Source organism: Acinetobacter sp. NIOH-H-8 (genome assembly GCF_046635365.1).
GTDB lineage: Bacteria > Pseudomonadota > Gammaproteobacteria > Pseudomonadales > Moraxellaceae > Acinetobacter.
Map to the genome: position 1 here is coordinate 1 of NZ_JBHDVN010000015.1, position 24,359 is coordinate 24,359.

23 protein-coding genes are annotated in these 24,359 nt (G+C 41.4%); 9 read left to right on the forward strand and 14 right to left on the reverse strand.

From position 1 onward, the window contains the following. Positions 1–54 precede the first annotated feature (54 nt). Positions 55–168, forward strand: a complete 114-nt coding sequence (locus tag ACEWB7_RS07990) for a hypothetical protein (RefSeq protein ID WP_411580577.1) — start codon at positions 55–57, stop codon at positions 166–168. Positions 169–194: 26 nt separating this feature from the next. Here ACEWB7_RS07990 and ACEWB7_RS07995 read toward each other — a convergent pair whose 3' ends face one another. Both ACEWB7_RS07995 and ACEWB7_RS08000 read right to left on the reverse strand, forming a co-directional pair. Beyond that, positions 195–1,199 carry an alpha/beta hydrolase gene (locus ACEWB7_RS07995; RefSeq protein WP_312310077.1) on the reverse strand — a complete coding sequence of 335 codons (1,005 nt, stop codon included), beginning with the start codon at positions 1,197–1,199 and terminating at the stop codon, positions 195–197. 78 nt (positions 1,200–1,277) lie between these two features. Then, on the reverse strand, positions 1,278–1,421 hold the full coding sequence (locus tag ACEWB7_RS08000) for a hypothetical protein (RefSeq protein WP_166135019.1): 144 nt from the start codon (positions 1,419–1,421) through the stop codon (positions 1,278–1,280). A gap of 53 nt (positions 1,422–1,474) precedes the next feature. On the opposite strand from ACEWB7_RS08000, the gene ACEWB7_RS08005 reads away from it, so the two are divergent. Then, on the forward strand, positions 1,475–1,918 hold the full coding sequence (locus ACEWB7_RS08005; protein WP_125279008.1) for a universal stress protein: 444 nt from the start codon (positions 1,475–1,477) through the stop codon (positions 1,916–1,918). A 125-nt stretch (positions 1,919–2,043) separates the two neighbouring features. Continuing rightward, positions 2,044–2,490, forward strand: coding sequence for a universal stress protein (locus tag ACEWB7_RS08010; protein ID WP_312310078.1), 447 nt, complete (start codon positions 2,044–2,046; stop codon positions 2,488–2,490). A gap of 41 nt (positions 2,491–2,531) precedes the next feature. Here the strand turns inward: ACEWB7_RS08010 and ACEWB7_RS08015 are convergent, their stop codons facing one another. Then, entirely contained in the window at positions 2,532–2,741 is a 210-nt protein-coding gene (locus ACEWB7_RS08015) for a hypothetical protein (RefSeq protein WP_004783945.1), read from the reverse strand. Positions 2,742–2,950: 209 nt separating this feature from the next. Then, positions 2,951–5,560 carry an aminopeptidase N gene (gene pepN / locus ACEWB7_RS08020; RefSeq protein WP_312310079.1) on the reverse strand — a complete coding sequence of 870 codons (2,610 nt, stop codon included), beginning with the start codon at positions 5,558–5,560 and terminating at the stop codon, positions 2,951–2,953. A gap of 682 nt (positions 5,561–6,242) precedes the next feature. Here pepN and ACEWB7_RS08025 point away from each other — a divergent pair. The 3 genes from ACEWB7_RS08025 (at position 6,243) to thiM (ending at position 8,702) form a co-directional block, all read left to right on the forward strand. Then, the gene (locus ACEWB7_RS08025; protein WP_004783954.1) at positions 6,243–6,500 is read left to right on the forward strand and encodes a hypothetical protein; all 258 of its coding nucleotides are present in this window, start codon (positions 6,243–6,245) and stop codon (positions 6,498–6,500) included. A 168-nt stretch (positions 6,501–6,668) separates the two neighbouring features. Next, entirely contained in the window at positions 6,669–7,829 is a 1,161-nt protein-coding gene (locus ACEWB7_RS08030) for a hypothetical protein (RefSeq protein ID WP_179992448.1), read from the forward strand. A 39-nt stretch (positions 7,830–7,868) separates the two neighbouring features. Beyond that, complete coding sequence (gene thiM, locus ACEWB7_RS08035) at positions 7,869–8,702, forward strand: hydroxyethylthiazole kinase (RefSeq protein ID WP_312316172.1); 834 nt, start codon at positions 7,869–7,871, stop codon at positions 8,700–8,702. Between the two features lie 478 nt (positions 8,703–9,180). On the opposite strand, the gene ACEWB7_RS08040 is transcribed toward thiM, so the two are convergent. Continuing rightward, positions 9,181–10,704 carry a TerC family protein gene (locus tag ACEWB7_RS08040; RefSeq protein ID WP_312309876.1) on the reverse strand — a complete coding sequence of 508 codons (1,524 nt, stop codon included), beginning with the start codon at positions 10,702–10,704 and terminating at the stop codon, positions 9,181–9,183. A 960-nt stretch (positions 10,705–11,664) separates the two neighbouring features. Here ACEWB7_RS08040 and ACEWB7_RS08045 point away from each other — a divergent pair. Continuing rightward, entirely contained in the window at positions 11,665–12,129 is a 465-nt protein-coding gene (locus ACEWB7_RS08045; RefSeq protein ID WP_004783963.1) for a MarR family winged helix-turn-helix transcriptional regulator, read from the forward strand. An 82-nt stretch (positions 12,130–12,211) separates the two neighbouring features. Here ACEWB7_RS08045 and ACEWB7_RS08050 read toward each other — a convergent pair whose 3' ends face one another. From ACEWB7_RS08050 to ACEWB7_RS08070, 5 genes are all read right to left on the reverse strand, one after another. Further along, entirely contained in the window at positions 12,212–12,874 is a 663-nt protein-coding gene (locus tag ACEWB7_RS08050) for an SOS response-associated peptidase family protein (protein WP_104425965.1), read from the reverse strand. A gap of 92 nt (positions 12,875–12,966) precedes the next feature. Further along, positions 12,967–14,409, reverse strand: coding sequence for an aldehyde dehydrogenase family protein (locus tag ACEWB7_RS08055; protein WP_312309869.1), 1,443 nt, complete (start codon positions 14,407–14,409; stop codon positions 12,967–12,969). A gap of 464 nt (positions 14,410–14,873) precedes the next feature. Continuing rightward, the gene (locus tag ACEWB7_RS08060) at positions 14,874–17,039 is read right to left on the reverse strand and encodes a malate synthase G (protein WP_312316168.1); all 2,166 of its coding nucleotides are present in this window, start codon (positions 17,037–17,039) and stop codon (positions 14,874–14,876) included. A 363-nt stretch (positions 17,040–17,402) separates the two neighbouring features. Next, positions 17,403–18,554, reverse strand: a complete 1,152-nt coding sequence (gene zapE / locus ACEWB7_RS08065) for a cell division protein ZapE (RefSeq protein WP_104425963.1) — start codon at positions 18,552–18,554, stop codon at positions 17,403–17,405. An 83-nt stretch (positions 18,555–18,637) separates the two neighbouring features. Next, positions 18,638–19,645, reverse strand: coding sequence for an AraC family transcriptional regulator (locus ACEWB7_RS08070; protein ID WP_104426984.1), 1,008 nt, complete (start codon positions 19,643–19,645; stop codon positions 18,638–18,640). 144 nt (positions 19,646–19,789) lie between these two features. Between ACEWB7_RS08070 and ACEWB7_RS08075 the strand changes: the two genes are divergently transcribed. Both ACEWB7_RS08075 and ACEWB7_RS08080 read left to right on the forward strand, forming a co-directional pair. Then, positions 19,790–21,286 carry an NAD(P)/FAD-dependent oxidoreductase gene (locus tag ACEWB7_RS08075; protein WP_312309859.1) on the forward strand — a complete coding sequence of 499 codons (1,497 nt, stop codon included), beginning with the start codon at positions 19,790–19,792 and terminating at the stop codon, positions 21,284–21,286. Positions 21,287–21,351: 65 nt separating this feature from the next. Then, entirely contained in the window at positions 21,352–22,260 is a 909-nt protein-coding gene (locus tag ACEWB7_RS08080) for a lysine exporter LysO family protein (RefSeq protein ID WP_180053398.1), read from the forward strand. Between the two features lie 101 nt (positions 22,261–22,361). Here the strand turns inward: ACEWB7_RS08080 and ACEWB7_RS08085 are convergent, their stop codons facing one another. From ACEWB7_RS08085 to ACEWB7_RS08100, 4 genes are all read right to left on the reverse strand, one after another. Further along, the gene (locus tag ACEWB7_RS08085; protein ID WP_005236122.1) at positions 22,362–22,583 is read right to left on the reverse strand and encodes a hypothetical protein; all 222 of its coding nucleotides are present in this window, start codon (positions 22,581–22,583) and stop codon (positions 22,362–22,364) included. Positions 22,584–22,670: 87 nt separating this feature from the next. Continuing rightward, entirely contained in the window at positions 22,671–23,351 is a 681-nt protein-coding gene (gene pyrF, locus ACEWB7_RS08090) for an orotidine-5'-phosphate decarboxylase (RefSeq protein ID WP_373686378.1), read from the reverse strand. Positions 23,352–23,593: 242 nt separating this feature from the next. Then, complete coding sequence (locus tag ACEWB7_RS08095) at positions 23,594–23,959, reverse strand: lipopolysaccharide assembly protein LapA domain-containing protein (RefSeq protein ID WP_005236124.1); 366 nt, start codon at positions 23,957–23,959, stop codon at positions 23,594–23,596. A 22-nt stretch (positions 23,960–23,981) separates the two neighbouring features. Continuing rightward, positions 23,982–24,287 carry an integration host factor subunit beta gene (locus ACEWB7_RS08100; protein WP_005097312.1) on the reverse strand — a complete coding sequence of 102 codons (306 nt, stop codon included), beginning with the start codon at positions 24,285–24,287 and terminating at the stop codon, positions 23,982–23,984. Positions 24,288–24,359 lie beyond the last annotated feature (72 nt).

The following is a 24,359-nucleotide window of genomic DNA, read 5'->3' on the forward strand; positions in this document are numbered from 1 at the left end:
CAACAAGGGCATAAAATTCTTTGGCTTCCTGCATACAGCCCTGATTTAAATCCTATAGAACAGATGTGGGCATGGGTTAAACGTAAGCGTAAAGAATGGTTGATCGACTCAGTCGATGAGTTATTTCAAGTTTTTTTCGAATCCTGTATGAATAATAAAGTAGTTTGACTATATGGTCTTAAGAAATAAATTTTTTATAAGTTTATGTTGAGGGGCGAAAGCTGATGCAAAAAATCCAGCGTCTTGATAAAAGTCTGCTGACTTTCTTTCTTGCCCATAAAGAACTGATATTCATGAATCAGCCAAGCTTTAGATTCGGGATAAAAAACTTCTGTTACTGGAACCTGCTGCGCTTTTAAAGCCTTGATAAAAGGCAAGGATTGGGTGTCGGTCAGAAAATCCTTGTTGCCCCCGCTAATGAATACTGGCGGATAAGATGGCGTAATATACTGGATTGGAGAAATACGTTTTAGAAACTCGGTATCATTTTTACGATCCCCTGTATAGGCCTGAATCAGGCTATATACTCCCCACTCTACGATCTTCATTTCATCAGGTGCGGTACTGGCGAATGACTCCAAGTCATAAATACCACAGTGCAGAATCAGACCTTTAAGCTGGGAAGGTTGCAGATAAGGTTGAAAATCCGATTGTTTGGCAAAGGCGGGATTTGTTAAAAGTGCAGCATAGTGGCTGGCCATATTCGCCCCGGCAGAATCTCCGGCCAGATATAAATTTTCGGCATCAATCTGGTATTCGGCTGCATGTTGAGTAATAAACTCCAAGGCCTGATCAATCTGATGTAACTGGCTTGGATAAATGGCTTGAGGTGCAAACTGATATTGGACCGATACCACATTATAACCTTGCGCAGCCAGAAGTTTAAAATAACCCCGGGCATGTTCTTTGGAACCAGAAATCCAGCCACCACCATGAATCCACACAATGGTTGGTTGCGGGCCGATATTTTCGATATTTTGTGGTTGATACAGATCCAGAGAGAGCTTTTTCTGCGGTTCATAGACCATATTCTGATGCACGATGACCGAACCTGGTGCATAGCGATCCATCACCTTTTGCTGCATCCCTGTGGTCAAATTAAAAGCACTGGCAATGACCCGGCTGTTCTGTACAGTATTTTGACAGCCTGCCAGAATAATTGAACAGAACAACAATAAATGAATAGCAAAAAACCTCAAAACCTTCCCCCTCGATCAGCCCAAAAATAAGCCCAGGCAGTTTAAACCATCCCCAGAAAAACAGCGTCATTTATCCTGTTATTTTTGATCAATAAAACCTGAATCCCTAGTTTTTTGCTCTGTTTTTTCTTTCATCAAATCTCTGCATTTATGTGAAAATACCTGTAATTTAAAGATTTTTTGCCATTTTTCAGCTTTTTGCAATTGCACCCATGGGTACATTGTGCTATCAATAAATCAAAGCGTAAAAAACACACAACATGCGGAGAAAAATCATGGCTTACCAACATATTTTAGTCCCAGTAGACGGTTCAGATATTTCCTTTTCTGCAGTTCGACATGCAGCCAAAATTGCCAAGGCATTTGGCAGTAAACTTTCCCTGATTAGCCTGATTGCAGAAGACCCTTTTACTGAAGCTGACTTCTACTACAGTTCAACGATTATGAAAGAGTATTTTGCTCAGGCTCATGCCAATGCAAAAAATGCCCTAAAAGAAGCCACTGCAATTGCAGGCAGTGAAGGTATAGAAGCAGATTCCCGCATTGTGACTGGTCTAGTGAATGCCGAACATATTGCTGAGACTGCAGAGGAAACCCAGGCTGATCTAATCGTCATGGGTTCACACGGCCGTAAAGGCTTCCAGAAAATGATTCTGGGCAGCTTTGCACAGGATGTTCTTGGCGCCAGTCAAATTCCGGTGTTAATCGTTAAAAAATAATCTGATTTGCGCATCTTCAAGGTGCGCAATTTTTTCAGGCAGTGTTTCTGTCTGAACCCTTCTACAGTAAACCTCCATTTTCTAAATGATCATTTCACTGCATATTCTAAAAATGAGGAAGCACCATGCAAAACTATGAACATATTCTTGTCGCACTCGATGAATCCTCGATGTCCTATGCTGCAGCTGAACATGCCCGTGAGCTGGCCAAAGCTTTTAATAGTAAGGTGACATTGGTCAGTATTATTGCTGTAGACCCATTTAAAGGCGTGGACTTTTATAAGGTTGCTCCCGCAGTCACTGACTATTTCATGCAGGCAGAACAACATGCACTGGATCTTTTAAATGAGATTAAGGCAAATTTTGTGTATGATGGTACACAGGTCACGACCAAGATCATTCATGGTATGGCACCTTCTGAAGGAATTCTTCAGGCAGCGCAGGAAGTTCCGACCGATCTGATTATCATGGGATCACATGGCCGTAAAGGTCTGCAAAAACTGATGCTGGGCAGCGTGGCACAGAATGTCCTTTCCCAGTCCGAGATTCCGGTATTGATTGTGAGACCTTAACGTAACCCAGACAACAAAAAAGCCTGCGATGCAGGCTTTTTTTAGCGAACTTTTTGGTTCAGTTCGTTCAGGAAGAGTTCAGCATCCAGCTGGCTATTAAATACTTTTTTGTATTCTCCAGCTTGCTGAATAGAATGCGGTGTATATTGAAGGGAGATTTCAAACAGACCAGTCGCAGCATTTCTGCTGACATGAACCGCAATAATATGCCGAGTATTTAAATAAAAACCATCTTCGATTTTCACTAACATCTTGAATAAGACCTCTAGTATATCAATTTGAAGATTTCTTCATGTTTAATAGAAAAGTATAGTTTTACTTTCCTGTCTAGCCTCTTACTGTAAACCTTTTATGTGACTGATTTCACATTATAGTATTTTAAATGCGCTTAAATTCACCATTTAAAATAAATCAATAATAAAAAGCCGGATCAGTTGATCCGGCTTTTTACATAACGATCTTATACGCTTAACATGCTGTTCAATGTCTCTGAGACATTTTTCGATTTCACCTGTGGTTTTAAAGCTTCAAGTTGTGCTTTGACTTCACTGCGTTGTGGTTCAATCAGGGTATACCAGCGTGAAAGCACCTGAAGTAGACGTGAACCGACAATCGGGTTTTTCTGATCCAGATATTTCGCCAGCTCGATATAATGCTGCACACCAAAGCTCCAGGTATTGACCGGATTGGCATTCAAACCGCCACTCACCGCACGGATACGGTTTGGCACTTTCAAGTCATAATCCGCATGCTCAGTGAGTGCTTTAATTGTTTCTGCAGTCGCTTTTGGATGAGCTGCTTGCAGCATGAACCATTGATCCAGTGCCAGTGCTTCATCTTTAAAGCGGTTATAGAAATCATCCAGGAATGCTTTAGCTTGAGGTGCATCATTCCATACCAGAACACGCAAGGCACCCAAACGTTCAGACATATTGCCTGTGTTTTGGTATTGCTGCTCTGCCAGTTCAAATGCACTTTCATCACCTTGACGTGCAATCAGCATTAGCATGATATTTTTCAGTGCACGCACACCCATCGCCTGAGAGAAATCTGACTGCAATTCAGGATCTAGACTCAGATAGATTTCTTTAGCTGATGCTCCAAAGGCACGTGCCAATTTATGCAGCAAGGCATCACGTTTTTCCTGGATCATGGCTGGATTGTAGTCTGTATCAATCCGGCTACCCAAGTAACCTTCTGCCGGTACATCAAATAAGCGCGAAGCCAATAGCGGATCTTTCTGAATCAGATCAGGCAAGGTATTCAGCATTGCCTCGATATAAATTTCAGAAGGTTGATCATCCAGCAGAATGCGTTCTAATAAAGTCTGGGTCGCCTGCCACTGGTTAAAACCATTGGTTTCATATTGCAACAGGAACGCCAGTTCTTGTTCAGAGTAATCAAAATGCAGATCAACGGGTGCAGAGAAGTTGCGCAGTAAAGAAACAACCGGTTTACTGGTCACACCGCTAAACTCGATGGTCGCTTCATCCTGATCAAACAGATATACCCCATCTTTGACGCCATTTTCAAATAAGGCATCAGAGTTCAGACTCAGCTGCTCGCCTGTAGCTGCATCAAACAAGGCCAAAGCCACTGGAATCGGAACAGCTTTCAGATTCGGATATTTCGGATGAGCTTTCAGACTTTGCTTAAAGCTAAGACGATAAGTTTGTGCATCTGCATCGTACTCACCTTTTGCCACCAGTTTCGGTGTACCTGGCTGGTTATACCAAGTCAGGAAGTTTGATAGATCCACACCAGAACCGGCAGTCAATGCAGCCACCCAGTCTTCAACCGTTACGGCCTGACCATCATGACGGCGGAAATATTCATCTGTACCTTGACGGAATTTTTCTTTACCGAGCAAAGTCGCCATCATACGGTTAATTTCCGCACCTTTTTCATACACGGTCGCCGTATAGAAGTTATTAATTTCTACAAAATGATCCGGTCGCGGTGGATGCGATAAAGGACCAGAATCTTCCGGGAACTGATGCGCTTTTAGTACTGCCACATCATCAATACGCTGTACGGCAGCAGACTGTAGATCTTCCGAGAAAGACTGATCACGAAATACAGTCAAACCTTCTTTCAAACATAGCTGGAACCAGTCACGACAAGTAATCCGGTTACCTGTCCAGTTATGGAAATATTCATGGGCAATTACGGACTGTACACGCATGATGGCAGCATCTGTTGTATATTCTTCATCAGCCAATACGCATGAGGTATTGAAGATATTTAGACCTTTGTTTTCCATCGCACCCATGTTAAATGCGCTAGTTGCTACGATCATGTAATTATCGAGGTCGTATGGCAGACCATAATGCTCTTCATCCCAACGCATGGAATGTTTTAAGGCTTCCATCGCGATTTTGCATTTTGGAATGTCTTTTTCTTCAGCATAGATTTCCAGTGCCACATCACGACCTTCTGATGTGGTATAGCGATCTTTCATCACTGCCAGATCGCCAATCACGCAGGCAAATAAATAGCTTGGTTTCTTGGTTGGATCCTGCCAGAGCGCATAGTGACGGTTTTCATCCACTTCGCCGGTTTCAATCAGGTTACCGTTAGCCAGTAGAACCGGATACTTTTTGTCAGCTTCGACACGAGTGGTAAATACAGACAATACATCTGGGCGGTCTGGATAGAAGGTAATTTTACGGAAACCTTCCGGTTCGTTCTGAGTTACGAATAAATCTGAACTGGCCTGATACAGACCTTCCAGCATGGTATTGCTTTCTGGATGAATCTTGACCACTGTTTCAATAGTCGCCTGATCTGGAGCATTGCTAATCACCAGTTGCTCAGCATCCAAAATATAATCTGATGCATTTAGTGGCTGACCATTTAACTGGATCGATTGCAGTTCCAGGTCACGACCAAGCAATACCAGATCACCTGCTGTTTGGCGCTGCATCTCCAGTTTGCTGCTGACCAGCGTATGATCGTCATAGACTTGAATATTCAGGTCGATTGAATCTACAACAAAAGAAGGTTTTTGATAGTCTTTTAAATAAATGGTTTGATCTGCTTCGATCACCGGATTCGCCGCGATATTCATATAATGTCCTGATCCTTTATTGCACAGCTTCTAAGGCAAAAGATTGTCAATGTATTGATCATACGCCTTGATCTTGAACCTGTCTGTGCGTTTCATTTGTATTGTATATGGGAATAATTACTGATCTTTTCAATTGAGCTACATCAAAATATACGATAATCGCCTTATATTTGCCCGATATCTAAAATCCCCATCTCTAAAACAACTTAAAGATAAAATAAAAAAAGCTTTCATCTGCACTGTATGATTCCTCTATGCATGATTCCTGCACATGCAAAGTATTATTCCAATATGAAAAATTACTGCCTGGGTTCAGGACAACCTTATATCTAATTTAGATGCTGGGCGCTGCAAAACCTGACTTCTAAAAGATTAAGTTCTGGTTAATCTGCGTTCCAAATTTCATTTTAAATGCACAAATGACATGCACCAGTTTGAATGCATTTTGCATCACCCAACAGCAATGGCAGGATTCAAAGAAAGATATATGCCAAGTTTTCGGCTAATATCATATTTTTTTACATTTTCTTATGTGCTTGATTTAAAAATATATAATTTATGATTAATAGCAATTCCGAAATATTGATTAAAAAATGAGCATAGTTTTTGCTACAGTTTAAGTGTGTTTTCTCCAAGCGCAAAGACTCCAAGAATAACGACAACAAAGAAATTGAGGTGAGCTATGTATTTAAAACAGCATGTGGTACGGATTGAAAATCTTAAAACACTTCAGGTTCTGGATCAGGCCAATATTGATCATAAAGTTATTGCCCTGTTCATGAGTTCTGAAGGCGTTCAGCTACAGGCGCATGAGGTCAGTGCGATTCTGAATACTTATGATGCACTTGGTGCCAAAAAGGTTCCATCCAAAAAAGTGCAGGCGTTGATTCAAGCGAAACATCAGGGAGAGGAAGACGAAACATTACCCTGCCCCGTTTAAAAACGATGATCCAGTTTTCTTGAATACAGGGCTACTTCGGTAGCTCTATTCGTTTAAAGGCTCTCTTCTTCTGAAATCTGCTTTATTAAAAATATTGTCAAATGACGCGTGACTTTGATGAGCTGTGTATAATCGCAGTTTCTCTTTATTCTGGAGTTGTGCGCAATCATGGTATTCAACGTTCTGCAAAAACAGCTTGATGAAAGTACGCAGTGCCCGTTATGTAAGGCCTCCATGTACTGGATCGAGGCAGAACAGTATGATCAGGACATTACTTATCATGAATGCAGCCACTGCCAGCATCAGCTCTATACCGACCAGAAACATAACTGTTATTGCGATCAGTGTCTGGCTCAGCGTAAACGTATGCTGAAAGAAGTCCGTTTACAGGAAAACCGGAAATTTCATAAAAAACAGGATCGGCATGAATATGAGCTCAATCAGCTCAGCTTTATTAATAAACTGTTTCTGCTCTCGATTCTGGATGAACAGGTTCAGGAACATAGCCAGCATCAGGAATATATTGACTGGCATGCCATTAAATATTATTCCATCAGCCCGAATTACCTGTATCAGCATGGGTTGGTCAAAAATCTGCTGAAAGACCAGATTCTAGTTCCTAGAGATATTCAACAAGAGAATCAGCAGTACTATATTAATGTACGTCTGGATGGCTATTCTGAGCCAAGCCTGTTTAGTATTACCCAGCAATTGCGTTACTGGTTCTATGAAAATCTGAGTAAAGGCGTACCTTTTAAAAGTGCGGATGAAGTCAAAGATGCGCTGTATTGTCTGCTGTATCAGGAAGTCATTCAATTCGCTCAGTTCTATTGCCGTAGCTGGGGTATCCAGATTGCGGGCAATCAAAGTTTTCAGGCTTTCTGCTATCGCCTGCTCGATGTTTTGGCTGTGGGACAGATTTATTATCTGGTGCAATCGGCCCTCGAATATCTGTATCAGCAGAAAGCTTTAAAACCACGAAATGAAAATTTCATTAATACCAATTTACTGAAAAAGACCCTACAGCAATATCGGGAACGTTCAGTGAATGAAAAATGGGAAACCTCAATTCTACCTCGCCCACCGCAATTGCCTTTGAGCAAAATGAGCAGCATCCTGTTTTTCCGCTTCCTGGGTTATGATGAAAATATTTTCTTCCAACCGGTCTGGCGTTCATGGCAAAAGATTGAACCACGCCTGAAATTTTATTCACAAAAACGCTGTATGCATTGCGGCTCACAAGAGCTTACTGTTGAATATGATGCCAGCGATTATGTCAGCCTGTTATGCCGTAACTGCAAACATCAAGACCATTATTTTACCCGCTAAGCATTTAGCAGCTCTATTCATATTTGAAAGATCAGGATGATGAATACTTCCGTGCAACAATTACAAAATACTCTTTTCGATCAGATCTGTGAAGCCTGGTCATTGCTTCAAGAGCAGCAACCCTTGGTGCATGTGATGACCAATGCAGTGGCCAGCAATTATGTGGCCAATATCTTGCTGGCTGCGAATGCTTCGCCCGCTATGATTGATAATCCTTTTGAAGCAGAGAGCTTTGTCAAAATTGCTGGAGCACTCAGTTTAAATTTGGGAACGCCGACTACCGAACAGGTCGAGGCGATGCAGATCGCTGCTAAAACAGCACACAGTATCCAAAAGTCATGGGTACTAGATCCTGTTGGTTATGGAAATGTACTGCATTGGCGTTCAGGTGTTGTGGATCAGCTCATGACCTATCAACCCACAATTTTACGGGGGAATGCTTCAGAAATTGGTGCTTTGGCAGGGAAAAATATTGAGTCCAAAGGCGTCAATAGCACTGTCGATAGCTCAGAAGTCTATCTACAGGCGCAGGCCTTACTGGAACAATGTGAATGTATCGCTATTTCAGGTGAGTCTGATTACATCATTTCCAGAGATTATCCGGTGATTCAGGTTTTAGGCGGTTCATATTTACAGCCGCGCGTCACAGCAACTGGATGTGCCCTAGGGGCCCTGATTGCAGCGTATAGTGCAGTAAGTCCTCCTGCGATCGCAGCGCTCTCTGCTCATGTTCATTTTGCAATCGCCGGTCAATTGGCTTTTGCCAAAGCACCGACCTTAGGCCAGTTTAATGCTGCATTTACCGATGAGATCCATCAATTGAATATAGAAACGATCCGTCAATATGCAGACTTTCGGATTTTGGCGGATTAAGCATCAGTCGGGTGTTTATATAATGAACACATGGAACACCCTATTACACTATTCAACTTATTTTTTAGATAATTAAATTCAGCCCTAATCTGGCAAAGATAATTTTTCAAGCGCTCAAGCCGAGTATTGTGTAAGCTTTGGATGAGCTTTTGTATCTCAAATTTGACTAATATCTTTCAAAATTACGTGAAATATATATTTTACCAATTAGTCAAATTCACACTTATTTTTAAACTTTATTTAAATTTGTTTAATAATTCTAAATAAAGCATGTCTGCAATTTAATACTTCATTAAGATTTCTTACTTCTAAGCCAGTAAAACCTATTACTCATTCTTGACTTTCAAAATATTCAATACTCCATTTAGCCTGAAGAATAAGCTTAGGTAAGCATTAATATCTAAGTCATAAAGAATATTCAATAAAAAAGTCAGTTGCCCTTAAGCAACTGACTCAAAAAAATAATAAAGACAGGCGATTAACCCTGATAATGGATACTCACCGATTTAATCCGGTTATTTTCGATTTCCATCACCTTGAATTGAACACCTTGGTAGTTCAGTTCAGTACCTACCTCGGCCACACTATTGGTTTTATCCAGAATCAGACCAGCAACACTGATATAGCCTGCATCTTCATCAATCAGATCCAGCATACCGAGCTCAAGTTCTAACTGGTACAGATCCAACATACCGGACGCAATCCAGTGTGTATCATCAACTTTGACCAGATCCAGCTGCTCATCGGCATCTGGGAATTCACCGGCAATTGCCTCAAACACGTCTAGCGGTGAAATCAGACCTTGTACATGACCAAATTCATCACTGACCAGTACCAGAGAGCCTTTTGATGTGCGCAAGGTATTAATCGCGTCAATCACTTTCATTCTTTCAAAGATATAGATAGGGCGATGACGCTTGATCAAAGCTTTTAATTCTTCCGGTTCATCCAGTACATCTAACAGTTCTTTGGCACGAACGATGGTAATCACCTTATCCAGACTGCCCCGGCAAACCGGAAACAGGCTGTGGGGTACAGACAGGATTTTTTCACGGATCTGTTCCGGACTATCCTCCAGATCGACCCAGGAAATCTGGCTTCGTGGGGTCATGATCGATGCTACAGAACGCTCTGCCAGGGTCAATACTCCGCCAATCATATAGCGTTCTTCATCCGCAAAGGTTTCCTGTGCTTCATGCTGAGTGGTACTGGTGGTTTCAAGCTTAGCACCCATCAGTTGAAGAATACTGTTAGCGGTACGATGACGCAGCGGAATCTTGGCTTCATGTTTCGCAGCATTGCGCTGACTAAACTGGTTAAAGGCTTCAACTGCAATTGCAACGCCAATACCGGAATAGATGTAGCCTTTTGGAATATGGAAACCGAAACCTTCTGCCATCAGGCTGATCCCGATCAGTAACAGGAAGCTCAAACACAGAATCACAACCGTAGGATGACGATTCACAAAGTTAGTCAATGGCTTAGACGCTAGTAACATCACGGCCATCGCGATAATCATGGCTGCCATCATGACATAGATATTATCGACCATACCTACGGCGGTAATCACTGAGTCTAATGAGAATACAGCATCCAAAATGACAATCTGAACCACAACGGCTGTAAAGCCCGCATATGCCACCTTGGTCGTGACCTGTATTTCAGGCTTGCCTTCAATTTTTTCATGAAGTTCGGTAACGGCTTTATAGAGCAGGAATAAACCACCAAAGAGCAGAATCAAATCCCGTCCGGAGAAGGTCCAGTTAAATAATTGAATAAGCGGTTGAGTCAAGGTGACTAACCAAGAGATTGCGAACAGTAGACCTAAACGCATCAACAAGGCTAAGGATAGACCGATCACGCGGGCCTTATCACGCTGTTCAGGAGGAAGTTTCTCAGCCAGAATGGCAATAAAGACTAGGTTATCAATACCTAAAACGATTTCGAGAATAATAAGAGTAATTAAACCAACCCAAATTCCAGGATCTAATAAAAATTCCATTAGAATACCATCCCGTTTGAGTATGTAAGCAACGAATATGGAAGATCAACGCACGGCGAGGGATCCATTTAATTTAACCTTTTCGACTTAAGATGTATCTATTATGCATAAACTTATGATTTTTGAACAATAAAATTTATGAAAAACTGTTGCACCGCTTTGCCTCTCCTCATTCTAAAATCTTTTAATTTTCAAATCATTGGCCTGAATCTGTTATATTCTACATAACTCATTACAAATTAAAGAAAATTTAGGCTTCTTTTTGACCCTAAGCGCATTAAATCTAACTGATAGAAGCCTGAGATATAAATTACTGTTTCTCTTAATATTCATATCTAATCATGCATCATAAAATATTGAATCATCCACTATCCTACTAAGTCCATTAAATCCACTTATCTAAAGACATATTTTAAATATGGATTTTTTTATTAAAATAGTTCATACACGTTATAAATAGTTAGTCGTGGGATAAAAAAGATGCATAAGTTTCTCATCCAAAACGGTTTTATTCGATGGGTAACCAACTTAAATGTACTCGCTCTAGCTTTCGATCAGATTTGAGAAATCCGAATCTGCATCGTGCTACAGATTAAAAAATGTATCAGAGCATTCATTTAAACAGCATCGATTTTGAATTGTATTTCCGCATACTCACCAAAAGTAAGATATGCGCAAGTCGGCCATTTATCCATATGGTTTGCCAATCTAGTTCTTAGTCAGACTCTAAATTTAATCTGGAGTTAAGATTCGCATGTCATATCAATGCCATTCATCTGGATAAAGACAGTTACAATTTACCCCGATTAATCTACAACACATAAATCACCTGATTTTTTTGATGTTAAGAAGATCTAATAAATGCAATCTCGTTAACATTTTAAAAATAAAGGTTGAAACATGTATAAACTTTTACATAAAATGTCAGTGCCCTAGAAAAATAAATAAAAGGAACATTTCATGACTAAAAAATATGCGAAATTTTTACCTTGTGCAGAAGACTTTAATTTAGAAAACTTTCCATACTACTGGGTGACTCAAGTTCATGCCCAATATGTCCTAAATGTAGATCATGCACTTAAAAAGTATGGTGTCGATAATTCACGTCGCCGTATCTTGCTTGCTCTTAAAGCCAAACCACATGCCAGCGTTTCTGACCTGTCAGAAATGGTCGTATCTAAAATGTCGACAACCACCAAGATCGTTTATCGCTTAAAAGATGAAGGTCTGGTTGAAACCTATTCCTGTGAAGACGATGCTCGTATTACCCGTGTCGCGCTGACTGAAAAAGGAATGGAAATGACACATAAAATTAATGACCTGACCAATGTTGTACTGGAACAGTCATTTGAAGGGCTAACCCCATTACAAATTGAAAAAACCATGGAAAGCTTACGCCATATCTTTAAAAATTTGGCTCGTTAAGTATTTTTCAATTTTGAATTTAGCTGGCGAGATCAATAACACCTTTTATAATAATTAACGATCCGCCATTGCTTTCTAGGTTTTAGGATTCAAAAAAGTTCAGCTGTGGACTGGCTTTTTTGATTCTTTCTTTTGGTACATGTGAACATTCGAACTCCTCTACTGGAAATCCCTGTACAAAGCTGCGAATATCCGGTTGCGTGAGATTCAGCCATTCATGTAAACGTTCGTGCGGAATCACAATAACTGAACGTTTAATATTCCCCGGCTCATGAAACTCTTTCATCATGGGATGGTCTATTGCATCCATCGTAATCATACTAGCCGAACGTACGATTTCATCCTGCACCCGAGCAATTTCATACAGTGCCGCAATAAAGGTCGCTTTTCCATCTTTACGCCTGACACCCCAGCGCTGTGGTTTATTATCAAAATACTTTGACTCATAAAATTCCGAGACGGGAATCACCCCAAACTTGCATTTGGCTGTCGCTTCTGCAAAGGTTGGTTTTTGCAGCAAAGTTTCATTTCTGGCATTGTAGGTTTTTGTCCCAATCGTTTTATCCTCTGCCCATTTGGGAATAAAGCCAAAGTTAACCGAGCGCCATTCCAGACCTTGATCAGATTGAAATAACAAGGGGGTAGCATAATTCGGATAGACTTCTTCCGGATATTCAAAGGGAATTTCCGGCAAGCCCAGATCATGTATTTGCTGTGAAGTTAAAGGCTTAAAGTTGGCACACATGCTTAATCAGACAGATCACTTGATATTCTGATTATAGCTTGATGCCAAGCTTAAACCTGTATGGATTATGGATAAGTTTCTATCATTTAATATTATTCACTAGGTACAGTCAGCCAGTGAGTACGGGTGAATTCCTCAAAAATCCAGCGTCCATTGAAACGCCCAAGTCCAGAGTTTTTCTCTCCCCCAAACGGAGCATTGGCCTGATCTGCCACACTAATACTATTGATATGGGTCATACCGATATCAAGCTGTTCCGTAAAATTAATACCACGTTCAATATTCGAGGTACAAACCGCACTGGATAAGCCAAAACGGGTATCATTGGCCAGCTTTAAGGCATGTGCTTCATCGCGAGCTTTCAGTACTGGTAGAATCGGTCCAAAACTTTCTTCCTGAGCCAATGGAGATTCAGGTGCTACCCCAGTAAAGATATGTGGATAGACCAGATTACCTTCTATCCCCCCTTCGTATACCAGCTCTGCACCCTGCTCTTTTGCACTTTGAATAATCTGCTGATGTTTTTTGATCTGACTCTGATTGATGATCGGCCCAATGATGGTCTCTTCCAGATTTGGATCACCCACAGCAACAGTTTTCACTCGCTCTAAAAGTTTTTCCACATAGGCATCATGAATAGACGCATCGACAATAACCCGATTGGTGCTCATACAGATTTGCCCCTGATGCATAAAGCGCCCCATGATTGTCAGTTCTACTGCCAGATCAAGATCAGCATCATCCAGAATCACCAGTGGCGCATTTCCGCCCAGTTCCAGCGCCAGACGTTTAATTCGAGGGCTGGCTAAGGCTTTGCTTCCTACATTCTGTCCGACTTCTGTAGAACCCGTGAATGAGATCATTTTTGGAATCGGATGTTCGACAAAATAGTCACCAATTTCACTGCCTGCACCTGATACCACATTGAGCACACCTGCAGGTAAGCCAGCTTCTTCAAACAGTTTTCCTAATAAGGTTCCACCTGTCACTGGCGTATCACTTGCTGGCTTGAGTACCACACTATTTCCACAGGCAATCGCTGTTGCTACCGAACGCATGGATAAATGAAATGGAAAATTCCATGGGCTAATGACACCAATCACACCCAAGGGTTTACGCAGTACCAGACTTTTACGTTGGGGATCTTTGCTCTCCAGCTGTTCAGTCTTGATCTGCCCCGGAAATTTCTGACTTTCCTGAATAATGGATAAAGCAGCGCCAACTTCCAGACCCGCTTTAAAACGGGTACTTCCAGACTCAAGAATTAACCAGTCAATAATTTCATCTTGGCGTACCTGAATCACATGTTGTAGTTTTTGCAGGATTTGCTGTCTTAACTCTACTGATTTAATAGCACTCTGCTGAAAGGCTTTATCAGCTGCCACATAAGCCGCATCAACATCTGCAGTACTGGCCGCCTGCAAAGTAAAGATCGTATCTTGGGTGTAGGGATTCAAATTCTGAATCATTTTCTGAGAACGGCCGGGTTGCCACTGACCCGCAATAAACTGCTGATCCAAATTTTGATATGCCATGCTGTTCTTCCCTGCAATTTATTGATTTGCTTTTACTTTAGCAGAGCCATTTCAGGATGGAAGTGACAGCGACGAATTGTTACGCTTTTATCTTTAGCTTTATAAGTAAGTGGAACTTACTGATGCATGATTCTCTTTTATCGCAGTTTAAATCTTCCAGTACATCAGCCAAAATACGATTCTTAGAAATTAAAAATTGCGAATTAAACTGAGTCTTAAATATCATGATCCAAAGCTCTACAGCTACCCAGCATGAGGAACTGTAAACGCTCATAGGAATAGCGACTGGCAGATATAAAGCTACTGTTTAACAGATAATTATTATTAAAGTTTTCTTCTCTGACTTTGTTCTGTTTTAGGGCTTCAATCAGTTAGTTTACCTTCCAAAAGAACATTTTTATCCTTAGATCTTTTTTAAGAGCAATAAAAAAGCCTCCGAAGAGGCTTTTTTTCAAGTTACAGGATTAGTTACCTGTATAACCTTTAAGTTTTAAACGAGCTGCATGTAGAAGCGGCTCTGTATAGCCTGATGGCTGTTCACCACCTTTGAAGATCAGATCAGAAGCAGCCTGGAATGCAATGCTGTTGTCAAAGTCAGCAGCCATTGGCTTGTACAGTGGATCATTCGCATTTTGCTCATCCACAATTTTCGCCATGCGTTGCATTACTTCTTCAACCTGTTCACGCGTTACGATCCCGTGACGTAACCAGTTTGCAACGTGCTGAGAAGAAATACGTAAAGTCGCACGGTCTTCCATCAAGCCCACATCATTGATGTCTGGAACTTTAGAACAACCTACACCCAGATCAACCCAACGAACGACATAACCCAAGATACCTTGACAGTTATTTTCCAGTTCTTTCAGTTTCTCTTCTTCAGACCAATTGGTATCAGTTGCAAGAGGTGGAGTTAACAAATCATCTAAAGGCAACGCTTCAGTTGCAAGCAATTCTTGCTGACGGTTTGCCACGTTAATTTGGTGGTAGTGAATCGCGTGAATCACTGCACCTGTTGGAGATGGAACCCATGCACAGCTTGCACCTGCTTCAGGATGTTCAGTCTTGGTTTTGTACATGTCTAACAGCATGTCTGGTTTTGGCCACATGCCTTTACCAATCTGTGCTTTACCACGTAGACCTGTTTGTAGACCTACCATGACGTTACGGTTTTCGTAAGCTGGGAACCATTTTTGGCCTTTGATTTCGCCTTTACGAACAAATGGACCTGCTTCCATGAAGGTATGGATTTCATCACCTGTACGATCCATGAAACCGGTGTTAATAAAGATGGTACGGTCTTTCGCCTGAGCAATACAGTTTTTCAGGTTAACCGAAGTACGGCGTTCTTCATCCATGATACCGATTTTCAGGGTTTTCGCAGGTAAGCCAAGCGCCTGTTCAGCACGTTCAAACAGCTCAACCGCAAATGCAACTTCTTCTGGACCGTGCATTTTTGGCTTAACGATATACATAGAACCGGTACGTGAGTTCTTGATCGTGTTCTCACCACGGATATCAGCCACAGAAAGCAATGGAGTTACCAATGCATCCATGATGCCTTCATAAATTTCTTCGCCATCTACAAGGATCGCCGGGTTTGTCATCAAGTGACCAACGTTACGAAGCAGCATCAATGAACGACCATGAACCTTGGTCTCACCGCCTTCAACATTTTTGAAAGTACGGTCAGCATTGAGTTTACGGGTAATGGTCTTGCCATTTTTCTCGATAGACTCTTCAAGCGTACCTTTCATCAAGCCTAACCAGTTACGGTAGCCTTCTACTTTTTCTTCAGCATCAACTGCTGCAACAGAGTCTTCCAAGTCCTGAATCGTCGTTACAGCTGCTTCAAGCACAACGTCTTTTACGCCTGCTGCATCTGTTTGGCCAATTGGGCTGTTTGCATCAATCTGGATGATCGCATGCAGGCCGTTATTTTTCAGTACAATTTCAGTCGGTGCAGAAGCTTCGCCATTGTAACCAACGAATTTAGAGCTATCCGCAACAGTTGTGGTAGAGCCGTCTTTCAGCGTTACAACCAGTGCATTACCTTCAACTGCATATTTGGTTGTATCAGCATGTGAACCTTGTGCCAGCGGGAATGTTTCATTTAAGAAGTTTTTCGCGAATGCGATAACTTTCTCACCACGTTTCGGGTTATAGCCTTTACCTTTTTCAGCACCATCTTCTTCAGAGATCACGTCGAAGCCGTATAAAGCGTCGTATAAAGAACCCCAGCGTGCATTCGCTGCGTTCAGGCAGTAACGTGCATTACGTACTGGAACTACCAGCTGTGGGCCAGCCAATAGTGCAATCTCTTCGTCTACATTTTCAGTGCTGATCTGGAAATCTTCTACTTCTGGTAATAAGTAGCCAATTTCAGTCAAGAAAGCTTTGTAAGCTTGTAATTCAAATGTGTTATTGCGATGCCATTCATCAATTTTAGCTTGAATATCATCACGCTTAGCCAAAAGTGCTTTGTTTTTAGGGCTAAGATCAACAACGACTTGTTCAAAGTTCTTCCAGTATGTTTCGCTGTCCAAACCAGAACCTGGTAGTGCTTCATTTTCGATAAAATCGTAAAGTTCTTTAGCAATCGCTAACTTGCCTTTTTGAATACGTGCAGTCATTGTCTTTCCTGATATTGCTACTTTTTATACAAGAGATTCTAGTATACCGATTAAAATCTAGCTGAATAGTACTATCACACCGCAAAATAATGAGCATTTTTCTAATAAGAATACCCTCATATTCTTATTAAATGATGTCACACACGATGCAATATCATCCTGCTAAATACCCTCATGACAGTGTATAAAGTTTTTGAAATGTAGAAATTAGACTTAAGTTCAGATTTTTGAATAAAAGTTGTCCGTTCTTTTTATACAAGGTCATATTTAGATCAAGATTAAGCCATGTTTGGCTGAGCTTGTCGATCTTTGACGCAATGGAATGCATAAAAAAGCGCCGGTCATGACCAGCGCTTGTTGTATTTATTCAGGCTCACTTGAAGCTATTTTCTCGATCTGGCGATGTTCTGAATGCAGATATTCATCTGATTGCATCTCTAGCAAACGTGAACGGGTCCGTTCAATTTCGAAAGCCAGTCGCTCACCTTTATAAAGATCAATAATATTATCTTCTGAAGTCAGCAGTAATTTGACTCCACGGTCATAAAATTCATCGACCAGATAAATAAAACGGCGTGTGGCATCATTTAGGAAATCGGTTAAATGCGGCACATTGCTGACCAATACCGTATTGTAGATATTCGCAATTTCAATGAAGTCAGCCGGACTACGCGGTTTTAGGCATAGTTCAGAGAACTCACACCACAACACATCTTCAGTATGTGCCACAGTTTCAACAATGCGGTTATTGATGATGATTGGTTCTTGAGAAGAGGTTTGGGTTTGAGTAAGTGCGGTATAGCGATGTGCCAACCAGTTTTTATTATCATGCGTTAGTGGATATTTGAATAATTGCGCCTGCTTTAAGACACGTAAACGGTAATCCACACCAGCATCTACATTCAGAATGACACAGTTTTTCTTGACCATTTCAATGGTTGGCAGAAAACGGTCACGGTGAATCCCGTTTTTATATAAACCATCCGGTGCAATGTTCGAAGTCGCTACTAGCGTAATGCCACGTTCAAACAGCTTCTGGAACAGATCACTCAGAATCATGGCATCTGTCACGTTAGATACAAAAAATTCATCAAAGCAGATCACCACAGCATCTTTATAAATCTGATCCGCTACGAGATCCAGCGGATTACGCTGACCTGAAAGCTTGTTTAACTCACGATGCACATGCTGCATAAAATGGTGAAAGTGCATACGGGTTTTGCGGCGAAATGGAATCGACTCATAAAACTGATCCATTAGCCAGGTCTTGCCACGACCTACTCCGCCCCACATGTATACACCCTTCGGCGAAGTCTGACGGCGGAAACGGCGAAAGGCTTTCTTAGACGCTTTAAAGCGCTGAATTAATTCCAGCCAGGTACGATTTAGCTCATGTACTGCCATGGCCTGTGCATCATCAGGCATAAACTGTCCTGAAGACAAAGCCTGTGCATAACGTTCTGCAGGAGAGATCGGACTAAAAGCGGTGCTGTGCTGTGAATTAAAATCGGACATAGGTTTCGTACTATTCAGGATCTGTTTAATTATAGCGGAGTTTAGAACGCACACTATAACACTTTGGCATTAACTAACTTAGGCTATTTTATATATTGCCGAGGACTTTGCCCAAACCAACGCTTAAAGGCATGGTTAAAAGCAGCCGGTTCGGAATAACCCAATAACTCTGCAATCATTTCAATCGAATACTGTTTATATTCAATGAGTCGCAAAGCTTTATCTTTAATAATCTCTTCGCGAATCTGTTTATAACTGGTATCGAACTGCTGTAATTGATGGCGTAAAGTACGTTCTGGAATATTCAGAGCCTGAGCCGTTTCAGCCATACTCGGCATCAAACCGGTTTGCAGCTCCAGATAATCCTGTACTCGCTGTACCACAGTCGGGACATCAGCATCTTCCGCCAGACGTTCCAGTTCAGCCAGACACTTTGCTTCATAGACTGCAAAGGTCTCCGCATCTGCTGAAGGAATCCGGATATCCAAAATGGCCTCATCAAACCAGAATGCAGCTCTTGCAGCACCCAACTGTACCTGTGTTCCATAATAATCATGATAGATTTTCTGGGTAGCAGGTTGTTCCGGTGCGGCGAAAGGCAGTTCAATCTGCAAGTCAGGCTTGGACAAACCCATCATCTTGTAAATATCGCGAATGAACTTGAAAGTACCTGAAATCTCAGCTTGCGCGACCAGCATTCCCAGATGATCTTCCGTTTTCTTGGGATAATAGCAAAGCGCACTGCGGTACTCACTTTGCTCCACTCCCAACTGACCGGTAAGATGCGTCAATTGCTGAAAACGAATCACCTGATGCATCGCATCACGTACGGTTGGACTGGTCACCAGCAACATCAGCAAAGGCCCATAACCTGCCAAAGCATAATGCTGGCCGATCAATAAACCCTGTTCTGGCTGGATATCCTGACCCACCACCTTGAGCACATCATATTCCACGCTTGGGTGAATAATTGAAGTCGGATCAAGCGCATCAACACGCAAGCCGATATTTTGCAGTTTTTGATCGACCTCTATGCCAGCCTTGCGCATGCCCTGGATCAGATACATCAGACTGAGAACAGAACGTTTCATAACCATACAAATACAATGTGATAGCTCTAGTTGTACTATAAAAATAAGCAGTCGGCTATTGCCGTTTAGATCAATTTTATATCTAATAGCCAGTTAATAAATCAAGATAATTATCCATTATTAAAATAAGCAAGGAATGCGAAGATGCTGGACAATACAAGCCCTACCCACAATCATCCCTATACCAAAGTGGCCATTATCGGTGCCGGTTTTGGCGGGATAGCGATGGCAATACGTTTACAGCAGCAAGGCATCCATGATTTTATTATTATAGAAAAAGATAGCGATTTTGGTGGAACCTGGCGCGATAATCAGTATCCTGGAGCGGCCTGTGATGTGCAATCACACATGTATTCCCTTTCTTTTGCCCCCAAAACTGACTGGTCAAAACGCTATGCCGAAGCACCGGAAATTTTTAGCTATATTCAAGATTTAGTCAGTGATTATAATCTTCGGGCTTTTGCTCGGCTGAATACCGAAGTACTCGGGGTTCATTATCAGCAAGACCGATGCTTATGGCAAATCCATCTGCATGATCAAAGCATTCTGGAAGCCCAGTTTGTAGTATTTGCCTCTGGTCCTTTACATGTTCCTCAAATTCCTCATATTACGGGCATTGAAAAATTTAAGGGCAAAATCTTTCACTCTTCTCACTGGGATCATCATTATGATCTCAAGGGAAAAAATGTTGCATCGATTGGGACTGGTGGCAGTGCAATTCAATATATCCCTGAAATTGCACCCGAATGCAAACAGCTCTATGTCTTGCAACGTACTGCGGCTTGGGTTATTCCACGGGATGAGCACCTATATCATGACCTGGAAAAAAAGCTATTTTCCAAATATGAATGGTTCCGCAAGTTACACCGGATTCGCCTGTACTGGTCCAATGAATCACGCGTGGTGCCTATCGTTAAATCAACTGTCATGAAATATGCTCAGAAACTGGCTGAAGCTTATATTCGCTATCAGGTCAAGGACAAGGAAACTGCCAAGAAGTTAACTCCAGGCTACATCATGGGTTGTAAACGGATTCTGGTGTCTAATCAATATTTCCCTACCTTTAACCGTAAAAATGTGGAACTGGTTACTGAAGGCATTTGTGAAGTGACTGAAAACAGTATTATTACAGTAGATGGTAAAGAACGTCCGATTGACTGCCTGATCTACGGTACCGGATTTATTACTGATCCAAGAATTTATCTGAAAAATTTTGACTGCACTGGCCTGAATGGCATTCACTTAAATGATGTCTGCAAAGATGGTGCCGAAAGCTATTATGGAATCTGTGTGAAAGGTTTTCCGAACCTGTTCCAGTTATTAGGGCCAAATACTGTGCTGGCACATAATTCAGTCCTTTTCATGATTGAAGCGCAAGTAAGTTATATCCTGCAAATGATCGCCCTAGTGGATCAATCACATAGTGATGCAATTGTGGTCAAAGATCAGGTACAGGAAAAATTCAACCAGGATGTCCAACATATGCTGGACAATACGGTCTGGCAATCTGGCTGCGTTAGCTGGTATCAGCAGGAAGGTGGGAAAAATTTTGCCTTATGGCCTACCTATACCTGGAAATACTGGCTCAAAACCAAAACCCTTAATGCAGCAGATTATTATTTTTTAAATAAAGCCAGTTAAAAGCCCTTCACATTCATAGTGCTAGCGATGGCATAATAAAGACTGATTTATCATACTTTTTTATTATGCAATCGCTTTGGTTAGTATCCCAGCTTCTGGTCTGTTTAGTGCTTGGTTTTGTTTTTGCGAAACGGCTTCCTGCTCCCCTCACAAAAATCTGCTTTAAGGTTCTTCCGTATTTTAGTTATATTTTGCTGATTGCCATCGCTTTTGAGTTTTCTGAACTTTTAGCGGAATTACCTCATCCTGCTCAGATTCTAAATACCTCTATTACAATTGCTTTTCTCACCTCTATTGGGGCATTTGGCTGTTGTTATCTGCTCTTTAAATGGGCAGATTTCCAGCCTTCTTCTGGACGAGTCTCCACTGAGCTAGTGATTAAATCACTGGTCAATATTAGTTATGCGTTCTTTGCCTTAGCCGCTGGATACTTGCTGCATTATAGTTTCACTCAAATAGGGCTTTCTGTTCAGATCAGCACTTGGCATTTATTACTGGTCTTTATGTTTCTAATTGGACTGGATCTCGCCTACTCACCACTTGATCGCTCATGGTTGAACTGGAAAATCCTGCTGGTTCCGGCAGGTTGTATTGCTGGTTCATGCGTGGCAGCAATTGTCTATTCTTTCTGGAATCCAGATATTCATTTAAAAGACCTGATTATGCTGTCGCAAGGTTATGGTTTTTATTCCATGTCGGGTGTTGTCGTCACAGAACTGAGAAATGCAGAACTGGGTAGTATTGCCCTGATGAATGACCTGTTTCGGGAAATTTTTGCGATTTTACTGATGTATTGTGCCGGCTGGCGTTACCCAAGATCAGCAATTTCTGCTGCAGGTGCGACTGCGATGGATGTGACTTTACCCATGGTCAAACAGGCCTGTGGCAATGATTTTATTCCACATGCCATGGTGAGCGGTTTTATTTTATCTGTATTGGCGCCAGTAGCGGTAAGTGTGTTGGCGGTAATTTAAAAATCCCTCCCGACCTCCCTTTTTTAAAGGGAGGAGAAGTCCCCCTTTCATAAAGGGGGATTTAGGGGGATTCAATTAGAAATAAAATAAACTACGGAATATTAAAAATTCAAATCAACCCTACTCAATGAATCTCCTACTGTCTCCATCATCTCTGAAGCGAGTTCTACAATATCTATGCTATCAAGGCCTGACATCCAGTCCCATGAACCCGACTGTGCCTGTTGTTTATATTTTTCCTGCTGTTCGAACTGATCTGCTATTTTTTCCATCTCCAGCCTTTGTTCTAGCATCTTTTGTTCTGGTGTCTTTATTATTCTCATTTGAAGTTCCTTTTTATTTTTATACAGCTTTTCTCAATGTATAAAAAAAGCCTTTCATATGAAAGGCTTTTCATCAGGTAACCGGAATTACAATGTTGCCAAAATATCTTTTAGAGTCTGACGAGGATTTTCCGACTTGGTAATTGGTCGTCCAATCACCAGATGTGTTGATCCATCCAGCATTGCCTGTTTTGGTGTCACAATACGTTTTTGATCGTCTGCATTTGAACCTTCAGGACGAATCCCAGGAGTGACCAGTGCAAAGTCTTTTCCAATAGTTTCACGCAGCATTTTCGCTTCTTGTGCGGAACAGACCACCCCATCCAAGCCACTATCTTTGGTGAGTTGAGCCAGACGTTTTACATGTTCATTAGGCTCAATATCCAAGCCAATATCTTTCAAGTCTTCACGCCCCATTGAAGTCAACACAGTTACCGCAATGAGTTGAGTCTTATAGTTACCTGCTTTTAAACGCTCAACACAGGTCTCCATCATTTTACGACCACCTGAAGCGTGGACATTGACCATCCACACGCCCAAGTCTGCCGCAGCACATACCGCTTGTGCAGTGGTATTCGGAATATCATGGAACTTCAGATCTAAAAACACGTCAAAACCTTTGTCTTGAAGTGCTTTTACAATGATAGGACCTTCATGAGTAAATAACTCTTTGCCCACCTTTACTCGACATAAGGCAGGATCGAGCTGCTCTGCAATCGTTAAGGCATCAAATTGACTTTTAGCATCCAGTGCAACGATGATACTCATGAGAAGACCCTTCAAATTGACAAAATTAAACCATTATACGGACTAGCCCTATAACAACCAAGAATATTTTCGCAAAAATGATTTTTTGATTCAAATTAAGTCATTTATTTATATAATTTTTATATATTTCTTCTAAATATAATTTAGCAATAAAAAACGCCTTAGAAGCTAAGCTAAAAGGCGTTTAATCAAAACAGGCGAAGTAAAAAAATCAGTAGATTACTTCGACTTCTCATTTTTGTCTAAAGCGGTGCCGATGGCCTGTCATTAGAATTAATATCTAATACTGTTTTCTCATGTCGTGTATGAGCTGCCGCTTCTGCTGCCATCATCTTGGCAGTATTCAACTGTTCCTTACGTAGATGTTCAATATCTTTACGTAGTCGTTTAATTTCCCAATTACTCTGAAAAACGCGGAAAACCTGCACACCGAGTAACAAGCCAACCACTATTCCTAAGGAAAGAGTCAAAAGGAGCAATAACCCTAAGCGCATTGCAGGAACTTGAGTAAATAACAAGTCCACTGAGACCTCAGTCCCGTTTTGCAACACCAAAGCTAATGAATAGCCAAAGACGAGCAATAAAAGAATGACCAGAACGTAACGCATGAACACCCCGTAAATATCTTGTTTATTTGTTTGCAGATTCGTTTACTGCATCACGAAGTGCTTTACCTGGCTTAAAGTGTGGAACAGCTTTTGCTGCAACTTCAACAGATTTACCTGTTTTAGGATTACGACCCACGCGAGGCTCACGATGATGCAATGCAAAGCTGCCAAACCCGCGAATCTCAATACGGTTATCAGATGATAAAGCTTCAATCATTTGATCAATCATAATTTTAACTGCTTCTTCCACTAAAGGTTCAGCCAAATGCGGATTCTTTAGCGCGATGCGCTCTATTAAGTCAGACTTATTAAGTGCTTCAGTAGTCATCTGCGACCTCTTTAATTATCAAGCTACTCGGGATCTATTTTCCGATAATAACCTGTTTAAATACAAAACGGT

Excerpts from the sequence above, each read along its gene's own strand:
- ACEWB7_RS08000 (WP_166135019.1), bottom strand. The coding sequence starts at position 1,421 with ATGTACCCATGGGTGCAATTGCAAAAAGCTGAAAAATGGCAAAAAATC.
- ACEWB7_RS08005 (WP_125279008.1), top strand. The coding sequence starts at position 1,475 with ATGGCTTACCAACATATTTTAGTCCCAGTAGACGGTTCAGATATTTCC.
- ACEWB7_RS08010 (WP_312310078.1), top strand. The coding sequence starts at position 2,044 with ATGCAAAACTATGAACATATTCTTGTCGCACTCGATGAATCCTCGATG.
- ACEWB7_RS08015 (WP_004783945.1), bottom strand. The coding sequence starts at position 2,741 with ATGTTAGTGAAAATCGAAGATGGTTTTTATTTAAATACTCGGCATATT.
- pepN (WP_312310079.1), bottom strand. The coding sequence starts at position 5,560 with ATGAATATCGCGGCGAATCCGGTGATCGAAGCAGATCAAACCATTTAT.
- ACEWB7_RS08025 (WP_004783954.1), top strand. The coding sequence starts at position 6,243 with ATGTATTTAAAACAGCATGTGGTACGGATTGAAAATCTTAAAACACTT.
- ACEWB7_RS08030 (WP_179992448.1), top strand. The coding sequence starts at position 6,669 with ATGGTATTCAACGTTCTGCAAAAACAGCTTGATGAAAGTACGCAGTGC.
- thiM (WP_312316172.1), top strand. The coding sequence starts at position 7,869 with ATGAATACTTCCGTGCAACAATTACAAAATACTCTTTTCGATCAGATC.
- ACEWB7_RS08040 (WP_312309876.1), bottom strand. The coding sequence starts at position 10,704 with ATGGAATTTTTATTAGATCCTGGAATTTGGGTTGGTTTAATTACTCTT.
- ACEWB7_RS08045 (WP_004783963.1), top strand. The coding sequence starts at position 11,665 with ATGACTAAAAAATATGCGAAATTTTTACCTTGTGCAGAAGACTTTAAT.
- ACEWB7_RS08050 (WP_104425965.1), bottom strand. The coding sequence starts at position 12,874 with ATGTGTGCCAACTTTAAGCCTTTAACTTCACAGCAAATACATGATCTG.
- ACEWB7_RS08055 (WP_312309869.1), bottom strand. The coding sequence starts at position 14,409 with ATGGCATATCAAAATTTGGATCAGCAGTTTATTGCGGGTCAGTGGCAA.
- ACEWB7_RS08060 (WP_312316168.1), bottom strand. The coding sequence starts at position 17,039 with ATGACTGCACGTATTCAAAAAGGCAAGTTAGCGATTGCTAAAGAACTT.
- zapE (WP_104425963.1), bottom strand. The coding sequence starts at position 18,554 with ATGTCCGATTTTAATTCACAGCACAGCACCGCTTTTAGTCCGATCTCT.
- ACEWB7_RS08070 (WP_104426984.1), bottom strand. The coding sequence starts at position 19,645 with ATGAAACGTTCTGTTCTCAGTCTGATGTATCTGATCCAGGGCATGCGC.
- ACEWB7_RS08075 (WP_312309859.1), top strand. The coding sequence starts at position 19,790 with ATGCTGGACAATACAAGCCCTACCCACAATCATCCCTATACCAAAGTG.
- ACEWB7_RS08080 (WP_180053398.1), top strand. The coding sequence starts at position 21,352 with ATGCAATCGCTTTGGTTAGTATCCCAGCTTCTGGTCTGTTTAGTGCTT.
- ACEWB7_RS08085 (WP_005236122.1), bottom strand. The coding sequence starts at position 22,583 with ATGAGAATAATAAAGACACCAGAACAAAAGATGCTAGAACAAAGGCTG.
- pyrF (WP_373686378.1), bottom strand. The coding sequence starts at position 23,351 with ATGAGTATCATCGTTGCACTGGATGCTAAAAGTCAATTTGATGCCTTA.
- ACEWB7_RS08095 (WP_005236124.1), bottom strand. The coding sequence starts at position 23,959 with ATGCGTTACGTTCTGGTCATTCTTTTATTGCTCGTCTTTGGCTATTCA.
- ACEWB7_RS08100 (WP_005097312.1), bottom strand. The coding sequence starts at position 24,287 with ATGACTACTGAAGCACTTAATAAGTCTGACTTAATAGAGCGCATCGCG.